At 34.2% G+C, this 12,336-nt stretch carries 7 protein-coding genes; 1 reads left to right on the plus strand and 6 read right to left on the minus strand.

The window, feature by feature from the left end; genetic code table 11:
- Nucleotides 1-145: 145 nt before the first annotated feature.
- The 4 genes from H611_RS0113440 to H611_RS0113455 form a co-directional block, all read right to left on the minus strand.
- A complete protein-coding gene (locus H611_RS0113440; RefSeq protein WP_027138875.1) occupies nucleotides 146-4,969 on the minus strand; it encodes a T9SS type B sorting domain-containing protein in 4,824 nt (1,607 codons plus the stop codon).
- A gap of 126 nt (nucleotides 4,970-5,095) precedes the next feature.
- Complete coding sequence (locus H611_RS0113445) at nucleotides 5,096-7,813, minus strand: T9SS type B sorting domain-containing protein (protein WP_027138876.1); 2,718 nt, start codon at nucleotides 7,811-7,813, stop codon at nucleotides 5,096-5,098.
- A gap of 24 nt (nucleotides 7,814-7,837) precedes the next feature.
- A complete protein-coding gene (locus H611_RS0113450; protein WP_027138877.1) occupies nucleotides 7,838-8,662 on the minus strand; it encodes an ABC transporter permease in 825 nt (274 codons plus the stop codon).
- Between the two features lie 17 nt (nucleotides 8,663-8,679).
- Entirely contained in the window at nucleotides 8,680-9,576 is an 897-nt protein-coding gene (locus H611_RS0113455) for an ABC transporter ATP-binding protein (protein WP_027138878.1), read from the minus strand.
- A 123-nt stretch (nucleotides 9,577-9,699) separates the two neighbouring features.
- On the opposite strand from H611_RS0113455, the gene H611_RS0113460 reads away from it, so the two are divergent.
- A complete protein-coding gene (locus H611_RS0113460; RefSeq protein ID WP_027138879.1) occupies nucleotides 9,700-10,761 on the plus strand; it encodes a hypothetical protein in 1,062 nt (353 codons plus the stop codon).
- A 2-nt stretch (nucleotides 10,762-10,763) separates the two neighbouring features.
- Here H611_RS0113460 and H611_RS0113465 read toward each other — a convergent pair whose 3' ends face one another.
- Together H611_RS0113465 and H611_RS0113470 are read right to left on the minus strand one after the other, a co-directional pair.
- Nucleotides 10,764-11,279, minus strand: coding sequence for an IS1096 element passenger TnpR family protein (locus H611_RS0113465; RefSeq protein ID WP_027138880.1), 516 nt, complete (start codon nucleotides 11,277-11,279; stop codon nucleotides 10,764-10,766).
- A gap of 36 nt (nucleotides 11,280-11,315) precedes the next feature.
- Entirely contained in the window at nucleotides 11,316-12,329 is a 1,014-nt protein-coding gene (locus tag H611_RS0113470) for a COX15/CtaA family protein (RefSeq protein ID WP_027138881.1), read from the minus strand.
- Nucleotides 12,330-12,336 lie beyond the last annotated feature (7 nt).

Consider the following 12,336-nt stretch of genomic DNA (forward strand, 5'->3'; position numbering starts at 1 on the left):
TAATTAGATATTAATCTTTCGTTTAATGTTTAAACGAAATACTAAGGTAGGATAAATTCAATATTTAATTGATAAAAATGTAACAAGTTGTTCTCTTTTTAGATAAAGTGAATTAAATTATAAAAAGTATAGCTAATTTCTGTGTTTATCGTTTTAGCGAAAAGTGCCCTTTAACTTCAAAAGCATTGCCATCTTGAATTACTTGGGCTACAAACCAATAATCGTCTGAGGGCATATTAGCCCCATTAAATGTGCCGTCCCAACCTCTTGAAGTAACAGGTAGGGTTTTAAGAAGCTTGCCATATCGGTCATGGATATAGACTACAGTACCTGGCAATTCTTCTATACCAACAATGTGCCACGTGTCAAAAATACCATCATTATTTGGTGTAAAGAATTTAGGAACATCAATAACGACTACTTCTGTGGTAACGTCATTACAGCCGTTTAAATCTCTAATTGTTACCTGGTGTACTCCAAAGGCGACATTTTCGAATACATTAGATTGCTGAGGTTCTCCATTGTCTAAAATGTAAACATAATCACCAATACCACTTATGTTTACGGTGATACTGTTGGGATCGGCAAAATCTACTTTTGTTGTAAAGTTTATCGTGGCCGCTTCAGATTCTATTAAAGAAAAGAATTTTGTATATCTGCAATCGTATGGCGTTGTTACTTGTACCCAATGTTCACCAAGATCAGATTCATTAAATAGATTTTCTGGAGAGGTGTTACCATTATCCCATAAATAGCTGTCACCAAAATTACCTGTTTCCGCACTTATAGTTAAAGGTAAATCATTTAAGCATAGTGGTTCAATATCATCAATTGGAATAATAGGTAAAGGGTTTACAATGGTTCTAAACTGCGTAAGGTTATAACATCCTGAATTGTTGTTTTCAACCCTTACAAAAATAGTTTCACCATTAACAGCCGCGTGAAAATTGCTTAATCGGTTAGTGTCTTCAATGGCATTTTTAATGTCATAGTTATAGTAATACACGTTAAATTGGGAAGGGTCCTGCCCTCCTAGAATGATGTCTTTATTCTCATCCAAATCAAATTCATAATAACCATCAAAATCGTCATCACAGTTAACTAAATCAGGAGGTGTATTTGCTATCGGGTTTTGATTTATTTGTAGATTGAAACTTGTAATAATAGGACACCCGTTATTATTATCTGTGACCCGAGCAAATAGGGTGTGTAAATTACTGGTATAATTATATATCGGGCCAACAGGGTTGATGTTATTGCTTGCATCATTTTGAGAGTTGTAATACGAAATACTTACTTGGTTGGTATTATCAACTAGCATCTCATCTACTTGTGATAAATCATAAGTATTAGTATCATTATCACAAATATATATAGTGTCAATATTGTTGGTGGCCGGAGGTAAGTTAATCTGTAATTCAAGAGGTGCAACATGATCACATTGAGTTTGCGTTATTTCAGCCTTTACATAAATAGTTTTACTGTTTGTAACGGGATAATTGGTTATTTGTGCATTTGCAATAGGGGTGTTTAATTCTTCATCTTCAAAAAACGAGATGGACACATCACTAAACCTTACATTTTCTATGTCAAATATGGCGGTATTTAAATCTACAAAATAGCTGCCGTCATAATCTGTATCACATACTGGAGCAATTTGAGCAGAAGCAATATATGGTGTCGGGAATGTAATAAACCGGACTTCATCATAAACCACACATGAGTTATTAGTGTTTTCAATTCTCACATAAAACTGCCCCTGAAGTGCATCGTAAGTAAATAAATCAGGTAATGCATTTGAGTCGTTTATGGCGTCACTCGTACTTAAGTAGAAGTTAATATTTAAATCATCAGGACTTCCCTGAGCAATTTCCTGACGTTTAGAATCTAAATCAAAGGTGTAATCTCGTTGAATACTTTGACATACTGGAGGAAAATCGGTGAAATTAGTATTGTAAGTTGGATTTTGGGCTACTTCTAAAGTGAATGTAGCGGTGCTAAAACAATTGGGATCTAATATATTTTCAACACGGATATAGATGGTTTGCGAGCCACTGCTTGAATAGGGGCTATTTTTATCAATAAGTGTCGTGTATGTGGAGTCTTCAAAGTAAAATACTTCTTTTCCAGATTGGCCATTAAGTATCTCGGCATCCTTATCTGACAAAATAAAGTCTTCTAATTGGTTGCCATCATCTTCACAAATTTTATAGGGGGTTATTGTTGGAATTTGAGGTAAGGTATTCACTGTAATTTCTAACGGTTGAATGTTATAACACTGTGTATTATCAACGCGAACATATAATGTTTGTGTTTGTGCATTGTAAGCGTTTTTATTTAACGGATTCTGATTGTTTTCGGCTTCATTTATTGAAGCATAGAATTCAATGGTTAATCCGGTTCTGTCTGAAACCACTTCATCGATAACATTTTCTAATACTACATTTGAAAATCCGTCGCTGTCGGCATCACATATAATAATTGGGTTAGGAGCGGTAGCCTCCGGAGCAGGAATAATTGTTATGTCGAAGCTATTATAAGTTCTACATCCTGTTTCCATATGTTCGATACGTGCCCAAATGGTTTCGGAGTTTGTAACATCGTAATTGTCTGGAAGTGTACTTAGATTTTCTATAGCATCTGCTTCGGAAGCAAAATATCTTACACCAAAGTCTGTATTTCCTCCGGTAACATTATCATTAAATGAAGGCAAATATACGGTAGTAGTGCCATCGCTGTCTGTATCACAATATGGTAAAGGATCTTGAGGATTAAATAATAGTATGGGATTTACGCGCAAGATAATTTCTGATACATCCGTACAGTCACCTTTGTCAATTTCAATATATAAAGTTTTGGGTTCGGTAGTGCTTACTGGATAAAGGGCCGTTTTGTCAATAGGATTGGTTCGGTTATCTAAATCGTTTTGATTGTCATAATACGTTACGCTAATATTGTATGGTAAATCATTGGCAATATACCCTTGTACAGTGATTAAATCGAAATCTATAAATCCGTTACTGTCTTCTTCATCACATAATGCAAAATCACTCAAATCGGTTCCCGTTAATAGGATATTTGTATGGGCTTCAATAGGTATAATGGCGTAACAGCCCGTTGTACTATCTTCCAATCTCACATAAATAGTTTCTTGTTCTGGAGTTGTATTATTGTATGCTGTTGGATTAGGAATAGGATTAGTTCCCGATTCGGCATCGGCTTCACTTGTGTGGTAAGTGGGAGGAAGGAAATTAGTTTCTCCGTTTAGTATGTTATCAATCACTGAAGTTAAATCGAATGTTGCAAAACCATCATGGTCGGGATCACAAGCATCGATATATTGGGTGTCTCTAACAATACCGGTATTACCATTTGTTAATTCAATATTTAAGGTTGTAGTATTTACGCAGCCGGTAATGGTATTGGTAACTCTTACATATAGGGTCTCTATTGTATTTGTGTTCCTATAAGGAGGCGGGATGGCATTAAATCCCGAAGCAGCGTGGTTTGAGCTGTAATGGAAAGTGACTACTAGATTATTTTGTCCACCAGTTATTTCATCATCCTTAACTCTTAAATCTATCTCAGTTCTACTATCTGGAGTACCATCATTATCACATACTTCTAAAGTGGATGGTTGGGTTATGGCAGGAATTTCATTTACTTCCAATTCAAACGATCCATAAATTAAGCATCCCATATCGGTATCTTCAACACGAACATAAATGGTTTGAGAAGCACTAGTGATTGGACCAGAAATATTGTTTGAAGGATTATTTCTGGCGTCATTCTCTAATTCATAATAATTGATGCTATAATTAGCTGGTAAATTAGGAATGGCATTCTCAACATCTGAATTTTTCGAACTTAGATTAAAAGTCTCTTCTCCGTCTCCATTATCATCGCATAATTGATATGGCGGAATGTAATTAGCCATTAATTCAGTGTCGATAGTAACATTTACTTCATCTGTAATGGTACAGTTTAACCCATCAATACTAATTTGTACTTGATATAAACCACTTACGGAAGTTGTTAAGGTTGGTGAAGTTTCACCTATAATTTCCACACCATCTTGGAACCAAGCATAGGTCGCTTCCGGATTATTGATATTTCCATTTAATGTTACGTTTCCAGAACAGGTATTAATATCTTCACCCAAATCTAGAGAAGAGAAGGTAGAAGCTTCTATAAATACAGCTGTATCATATTCTGGGTCGTTAGCCTGATCGGCAACAATTAACTTGACATGATATTGTACATTGGGAGTTACAGCGCTGGCAGCGGTCATAACCGTTGTTTTACCATTATAATTGGTGTTTCCTGTATTGTAGCCTTGAAAATAAGATTCATTAGAAGCTGAACATATATTTAATATTTCTTCATGAATATTACTTATCGTTACGGGGTCGTTGGTGCCAGGAACGCGTGCTATATTCTGATAGGGACCAGTACTGGTGCTCTCACGAATTAAGAACGCAAATCCATCAGATGAATTACAAGGGTAATTAGCATAATACTCTTCGGAAGCCATTAAATAATTAAACTGAATCACATCTGATAGTGCTACAAAATCGAATTCAATAACAGTAGCGTTAAGTGTGTTGCTAACTCCCAAGGCTGCTTCGATATCTGGATCGGTGCCCCAGTTTTGTGAGCCTTCACTTAAATCGGTTGATATTGTAGTATTAGCACCAGAAGCCGCATTTCCAGTAGAAATTATGATGCCACTCTCTAAAGGAAAAGAACTGTTTCCTCGGTTAAATGCACCATAGCTTGTGAGTCCATCAACACTTCCGTTAACTGGTGAATCTATATTCGAAATTTCAACACAGTCGTTTGCTAAATTATTTTGCACTAAATCCTGAACTGATATTGAATTGTCGATGGTTATCTGCTGAGAGAATGTCGCATTAAAGCTACAAAAACAAATAGCTAAAATCAGAAGGAATTGTAGGTTGTGTTTCACGTATGGTTTATTTGGGTAAATAAATCTAATTGATTAAAAATCAAGGCGAAAATTACTTATTATTTGGATGAAACGCAAAATAAACACGACGAAATGCAATTTAATAAGATTTCAGGATGTAATAGATTAACGTTTGAGTGTAAAATGACTATTGAATACCCGGCCATCCTGAAGTTTTACCCAAAACCAATAATCATCGGCGGGTAGTTTTTCTCCATTTAATTGACCATCCCAACCTTTACTTTTGGGACTTAATTCTTTTAATAGTTTCCCTAGTCTATTATAAATTAAAATTTTGGTATCAGGATGAAACATATTTGAAACCCCATATACTTGCCAAAAGTCGTTATAGCCATCATTATTTGGTGTAAAAACTTTTGGGAAACCAATAACAGATATTTTATTGGTAACGATGCCACAATTATTTTTAATGTCTTTAACATAAACCGTGTAAAACCCAGGTTTCACATTTTCAAATAAATTACTGCTTTGGTAAGGCATAATTAAGAGGTTGTTTTCATCATAAAGGGCATATTCATATAACCCGTCTCCTGTTGTGATAACGGAAACACTATTATTGCTGCTGGCATCTTTAATTTCAATAGCTTCAAAGCTAGCAATGTTGGAAGCTATGATCGTTATTGTTCTGGTTTTTGAACAACCATTGTTGTTCGTTATTACAACATCATAAGTTCCTGTTTGGTTTACTTGTATGTCATAGGTGTCTTCGCCTGTAGACCATTTGTAAGTGTAGTTATTCGGAGAATCATTTATAATACCAGCATCAATAGTTATACGTTCAGGGTATTTATTAAGGCAGTAATAAGCGGTGGCTTCTGTCTCAATATCTGGTAGTTTATTAACTGTTAACAATACTTCACTAATGCCATAGCAATTATTTGTATTTTCTACTCTGGCATAAATTGTTTGTGAGTAAGCAGTCCTATTCCGGTAAGTAGAAACTATTTCGTTGGTTTCTAAAAGAGCGTCGTTATACGATTCGTAGTATTTTAAATCTAAACCTGCAGGCAGGCCATTGAGAACATAGGGATCGATAGATTTTAAATTGAATTCGTATAAGCCATCTTCTATACCATCATCATCACAAACAGGTGGTAATACCACATTATTAGCAGAGGTAACGCTAACTTCTAATATGAGTTCGGAGGTGTTCATACAAAGTGATTTCGAATCGTATACTTCAACATAAACGGTTTGCGGATTTGAAGTATTGGGATAATTGGCAGCGTTAATTTCAGTCGTTCTCTTAATATCTGAGTAAAATTTCGTAAAACGACGTGTTTCAGGTTCGCCATTGGTAAGAACATTGTTAGCCTCATTGAGATTGAACATGGTAATCCCATCATTAATGCCATCTTCATCACATTGAAAAAGTATATGGTTATTAGCAATCGGAATAGCATTGTAATTTACAAATGCCTGACCTTCGAAAGCACAATCGCCATTTTGAGGGTCTATATACACTTGGTAATGACCAGCTTCAGAAATTACTAATTCAAAACCAGTCTCAGGTAATGTAATATTGTCTTTTGTCCAGGTGTAAGTAGCTCCCAGAATATCTATGGAAGATAAGGTATACAAATCGTTAGTACATAAATTAAGCGAAATGGTACTTTCTCCGTTTTTTATAATGTCTATTTCAGAATTAAAAAATGATGATATAAAAGGAGGTAAGCCTTGTGACGATTTATTTGGTGCCAAGTTTACGGCATTATGCACATAATTACAGCTTAAACCTCGAGCGTTAGGATTGTTAATGGCTCCCAAATAGGATAAGCCAAAATCGTAAGTAGAGCTCAGTGCTCGATAAATTTTACCATCAGGGCCTAATTGTAAAGCACCGCGATAGAGGTTTCGATTGTCTATTGTAACCTGCGAATTTTGAATATCGGGTTGTGTTAAATCGTACTGTATTAAAATCGAGGTGTGGTTGTCAGGGTTGTCATTTTCATCAATATCATCACGATTAAAATAATCGTTGGAAGCATGTACATAAAGTAATTCACTACTAGGGGAAAACTCTACACCATAAGGATATCTACTGTCATTTTGAGTGTTTATAGTTAATGGAACCTGATTCGTTACTTGTCCAGTATTAGTGTCGAAGTCATAAATGTATAAACCATTAAATACATTGGCACAGGCTACCTTGGTTCCATCTGGAGATAATTTTAAATAACCCCGGGCATCACCAATTACAATTTCAAATGTTGATGTAACAGAACTAGTGTTCACACCACTGTTATTAACTTCAAACGCATGAAAAGTATCATAAACTTGGTCGAGCCCATTTTTAGAAGCAAAGGTTACTACCCAAATGGATTTAGTAATACAATCTTTTAAAACGGCCGTTATTTTTTCAGAACAAAGTTCTAAGAGGCTATTGTTTTTCGAAACGATTCCTCCACGTCCACTATCTAGTGTCATATCTACAGTAGAGTAGTTTAAACCTGTGTTACGCTGACTAGACCCTACGGTAAAAATATAATAAATATTGGGGTTGTCAGGTTTAGGAACTACTATTGCTGATTGCGTACTGGATTCATCACCCAACAATCCGGTACCATTTTGCATGATTTGATGTGTCCCATTATAAACTGTTGTGCCGTCGGTGTAAAATAACAAATTCCCATTTTCATCAGAGATAGACGCACAACCTTCACGTGTGTATAAGCGTCCATTTGAATTATTCGAAATTGAAGCCGCATTTAAATTAAATGTAATGCCTGCATTTTCACCAAAAAACCAATTGGAAGCTTCATTCTGACTGAAAGTAATGGCCGTTATAGCCATAACAAGAAATGTTACTATTTTCTTTTTCATTAGTAACAAATCTATTAAAAGAAATTACAAATCTCGTATTTTTAACAATCTGTACGATAAAAAGATAAAGAGGGCTGTCCAACCTAATACAATGGTTATTTCATACCAGTGAACGGCGTAATCGTAGACGATGGCAGTTTTATCCGGAATCTTAGTCATAGCAATTCTTTGTATAGGCTGCTCTATTAAATTATACATCGATTTTAAAGGGAAGAAATTCTGAATTTTTTCAGCGATATCCATATTAATTTTCCAGGTCATTAATGCAAATAAAATCCATTCCAGAATAAAGAGAATAAAAATAAAAGCGAGAGCAAATGCCGATCGTTTTGCGAGCATACCAAAGAATAAGCAGAGACTAAAAAAACCAATTAACTTAACTAAGTAAGCCAGTAAAAAATTAGTTTCTCTTATAATTAATGAAAATTCGGTATAACTGGAATAGTACATTCCTATTGATAAAGAAATCATACCAATTAATAAAGTAGAAACTATTGAAAAGAAAATTATAGTATAAAACTTAGAGAGTATAAATTCTTTCTTGCTTAGGCCATCAATTAAATTCTGTTTAATGGTCTTATTACTATACTCGTTGCCTATCATACTAACTACTACAATGGCAAAAAAGAATTTGAATTGAGAGGCAAAGAAGGTTGTTAAATGCCAGATAACAGGAAAATTAAAAATCCCGAGTTCTCCTAATTCTAAGGTGAAAAATCCAAAAACATTAATTTTTAAAGAAGATAGCAGAATAACAAAAAAAGGTAAAATAAACGATATGAAAATGAGTATTTTACTGGTTCTGTTGAGTAATAATTTTTGTAGTTCTAAACTGAGTAATCGTAACATTTGGCTGGTTTTGTAGATTAATTATTATCGGTTAATTGTAAAAATTGTTCTTCTAAACTTTCTTTACGTTGTACCAAATGGGTAAGGATGATGTTTTGATTAAATAATTCTTTATTAAAGGCTTCGGTGTCGAAGGGTTCATTTAAGAAGGCAGTCACTAATTTATCTTTTACCAAAACCTTAGAAATTGCAGAATGATTTTCTAAATATTTAACAAGGGTTTCTTGATTGTTGCATTTCAGTTCGAAAAAGCCATGACTGGAAATCATGTCATCTACACGACCCGAATATAATTTTACACCTTTTCTGAGAACAACAACATGGGTACAAACTTTTTCTACTTCGTCTAATAAATGTGATGCCAGTAAAATGGTAGTACCTTTGTTGGCAATCTCTTTAATTATTTCACGTATCTGATGAATACCCTGTGGATCTAAGCCATTAGTAGGCTCATCTAAAACTAATATTTCGGGATCATTTAGGAGGGCAGAAGCAATGGCTAAACGCTGTTTCATACCCAAAGAGTAATTTCTGAATTTACTGTTTTTTCGATCTAAAAGCCCGACAATTTCAAGTTTTTCGTCAATCTTACTATGATTCACTCCCTTAATCTTACACACCAATTTTAAATTTTGTTCGGCAGTCATGTAGGGGTAAAAGTTTGGCCGCTCTATAATGGCACCTACTTTTTTTAAGGCATCGTGGGTACTTGTTTCACCGTCGAACCATTTAAAATCACCATAAGTTTTATTAACCACATTTAAAACAATACCCAGTGTGGTCGATTTTCCGCTTCCATTAGGTCCTAGTATGCCATAAACATTGCCTTTGTTTATTTGAAAGGATAGGTCTTTAACAGCAGTGAGGTGTCCGAATTTTTTTGTGAGGTTATTGATAGTAAGTATAGGCTCCAAGATATGTATAATTCTTTTTTGGTTAAAATTAGACTATGTTAGTTTTAAAATAAGACGAAAGGGGATATAAAATGTTACAGTCTTAAAATAAAAACTTTAAATTTGACTAATTTCTTATTATGTATGGACGATTTAAAAATATCTAAAAGGAAACCTTCTTACCCAATCTCACAAAAATTGCATAACTATCTTTCTGAATATAATAGAAATTTAAAGTTACCAATTTTTTATGATGATTTGTTACGTTTTCAGGGCTCTATAGTTGTGTATGATAAAGATGATAACGACACACTATGGATCCGTGTTTATTATAATGAATATGAAAGAGAAGAAATTGAGTTGTCTTTAAAGAAAGTTTATACTATTTTACATTCTGATGGTAATGAAAGTACTATTCCTTTTTTAAGCGTTGATGCTATTGATTATTGTACTTTCGGTAATTCGAAACCCTTCAGAATAAAAATAAGAAACATTTTAAATGATAATTACACGTATTTCTATATAAAAACCGCTGATGCTTCTCGGATTTATGGTTTGGAGTTAGAGCATATGTTATCTCCCTACAATCTTAACTTTTTGGTATATCAAAACACATTAATTGAAGAGCATATTGCGGGAATTCCAGGTGATGAATTTATTAAGAATTTTTTACCTAAATGTGATAAGTCCGAAAAGTCGCAAATAGCCAAAGAATTTGTGAAGTTTAACGAGCGCTGTATGATTCGTCTCTTAGGCGATATGCGTTCTTACAATTATGTGATTGTACCCACTCACGATTTTGATCATGTAGTATATAAAATTAGAGCGATAGATTTCGATCAACAATCTTATGAAGGTAAGTTTAATATTTATCGTCCTCAGTTTTTTAAAGAGAATTTAAAGATGGTAGAGCTGGTTTCTGAAACCTTTCAGCGTTTGTCCATCGATCAGTATAAAATCGAAGAACGGTCTATTTTAGTTAAACGTCTAAAAAGTTATCACAATAGAATTGATCAATTATTAGAATGTATGCAAGACGATGTGATTTCTAAGAAAGAAAATATCGATTTGCTTAAGTCTAAGATATTTGATTATACCTTAGATCGAAAATTTAAAAAGTCTAAAACTATGGGTGATATATTAAAATGTGCTTTGAACTATTTAACTCAAAACTATGAGAATGTAAATATGGAAAAATTTAGATAAGGTTAATTCCAGTTTTCATCAAAGTCCAAACTATCGTAATCATCTAAATCCATAGCATCATCAAATTCGTTGAAATCATCGAATTCCGTATCGGCTTCAAAAGATTTTTCCGGAGCAGTGTCTGGTATCTGGCCATGTACATACATTAAATTCGGGTAATCTATACCTTCTGTTTCTTCTGCGATTTCAGCCAATTCAACATAAAAAGTCCACATACTTAAAAAGTCGTAAACATATATTAGTCTAGGTTGTTCCGTATGAACCGTATCACTTAAAGATGTTTCTTCCATAAGTCTGGCAGAACCATCTTCACTCAAATCGAAAAGTGATATTTCTTCACCTTGATTCCATTGGTCATCACTTAAGTAGAAAGAGGCCATCTCAGTACCATCAAATCCAAAAGACTGGGTAATGACATTGTGTAAGTCTTCAAGTGTATCGGTATCACGGATTTCTAAATCGCGAAAAATATCCTCCTCAGTATCGTTATCAAGTATAACTCTAAATCTGTAAATCATGGTAAAAAATTATAATGCAAAGGTATCATTTTTTAATTATCTCGAGAAACGATGCAAGGCAAAAGTCATGGCTGTTAATAAGAAAAATGCGCCTATTTGATGGGCTACACCTAACCATAAAGGAACCTGCAATAAAATAGTAAATACACCCAATATAAACTGAAGTAAAACCAGTGAAACTAGAGCGTTGATACCCAGTTTTTGTTCCGGAGTTAAAGAGAATGATTTTGATTTACGCCAGATGACATATGTAAAAATGACTACCAGATATGCCAGGGTGCGATGTATGAATTGTATGCCGCTGGGGTTTTCTATTAAATTTAAATAAAATGGTTCATAGGTGAGCGCTGAAAAATGAAGAAACTTACCTTCATTCATCATTGGCCAGTGATTGTGTAATAGCCCTGCTTTTAAACCGGCAACGAAGGCTCCATAAACAATTTGAATTATTAAAACGATATAACCCGCAATAATAAATTTTTTCATTGGTTTATTGGCTGGTTTTATATCGGGAAACTTTAAGTCTAAAGCTACCCAAAGTGTTGCTGCAAACGTTAGAAAAGCAGTAGTTAAATGGGCTGCTAGTCTAAAGTGACTGACATCAGGCATGTCTACCAAGCCACTTTTTACCATGTACCAGCCTAAAAAACCTTGAAAGGCTCCTAAACTCAATAGGACCAAACATTTTTTTATAGTCTTTTTGGTAAGTCTTTTTTTGATAAGAAAATATAAAAACGGAATGATAAATACCAATCCAATAGAACGCCCTATAACACGGTGTAACCATTCCCAAAAATAAATGCTTTTAAAGTCTTCAAGAGTAAAGTGACTGTGTAATTTTTGATATTCGGGATACTGTTTATACAATTCAAAAGCTTCCTGCCATTCGGCATCACCAATCGGAGGAACGGTGCCTGTAATGAGTTTGTAATTTGAAATGGATAAACCGGAATCAGTTAGTCTGGTGATACCTCCTACGACTACCATAATAAAAATCATGAAACAGCCTGTTAATAACCAATAAATAACTGCATTGTTGTCTTTTTTCATGTGATAA

The sequence above is a fragment of the Gaetbulibacter saemankumensis DSM 17032 genome, from assembly GCF_000425645.1.
GTDB classification, from domain to species: domain Bacteria; phylum Bacteroidota; class Bacteroidia; order Flavobacteriales; family Flavobacteriaceae; genus Gaetbulibacter; species Gaetbulibacter saemankumensis.